Origin of the sequence: Mycobacterium sp. E2497 (genome assembly GCF_001668695.1) — a bacterium.
Classification (GTDB): domain Bacteria; phylum Actinomycetota; class Actinomycetes; order Mycobacteriales; family Mycobacteriaceae; genus Mycobacterium.
In genome coordinates, this window is sequence record NZ_LZKD01000158.1 from 1 (window position 1) to 771 (window position 771).

Genomic DNA, 771 nt, shown 5'->3' on the forward strand with positions numbered 1-771 from the left:
ACAGCGACTTTTAGGCTCGCTGGTGCTCGGGCTCGCGGAGGATGAGTCACATCCGCCACACCGGCCCCTGGCCGGAGGAATCGACGAGTTGTCCGCCTCATAGCGACAACCTCGTCGCCTGCCGCAGAGACAGCACGCGCTGATGAATACGGTATTCGGTGGACCGCGGCATGGATCTAGGCCCGTACCGACCGCGGCCCATCCGACGCACTCTGCCGCGGCCCATCTCCCACCGCAAGGCGTCTGAGATGACTTTCGATGCCCTACCGCGGATCCGAAAGCCCTGTTTATTAAGGGCTTCGATCATTTGACCGATGGTGGCCGGCCCATTGTGGGCGAGGTGCATCGTCAACACGTAACGCAGCTCGATTCCCTGGAGATTCATCCCTGCACCATTGCACCCCGGTACGACACCCCGGTCTTGTCGCTGCGAGGCGGGCAAATCGACGATTTCTCCCGCCAGGGACCGGTGTGGCGGATGTGACTCATCCTCCGCGAGCCCGAGCACCAGCGAGCCTAAAAGTCGCTGTAAGGCGGGCACATCGACGATTGCTCCGACGCGGGGCGGAAGTGACCGATGTGACCAGGACGTCGGTCGCCGACCGCGGCGTCGGACGCGCGGCGTCGGCCGCGCAAACACTCACGCCTCGAAGCGGTAACCCATCCCCGATTCGGTCACCAAGTGCTTGGGGTGGGACGGGTCGTCCTCGAGTTTGCGTCGCAGCTGCGCCAAATAGACTCTTAGATAATGCGTTTCGGTGGCATACGCCG

General features: G+C 63.2%; 2 protein-coding genes. Both read right to left on the minus strand.

What is annotated here, in order from left to right:
- Positions 1-97 precede the first annotated feature (97 nt).
- Entirely contained in the window at positions 98-385 is a 288-nt protein-coding gene (locus A5713_RS29220; protein ID WP_067919054.1) for a hypothetical protein, read from the minus strand.
- A 255-nt stretch (positions 386-640) separates the two neighbouring features.
- Positions 641-771, minus strand: a 131-nt coding sequence (locus tag A5713_RS27650) for a winged helix-turn-helix domain-containing protein (protein ID WP_197516376.1), incomplete at its 5' end; no start/stop codon positions are given.

Coding starts and splice junctions, on each gene's coding strand:
- A5713_RS29220 (WP_067919054.1), bottom strand. CDS start 385: ATGAATCTCCAGGGAATCGAGCTGCGTTACGTGTTGACGATGCACCTC.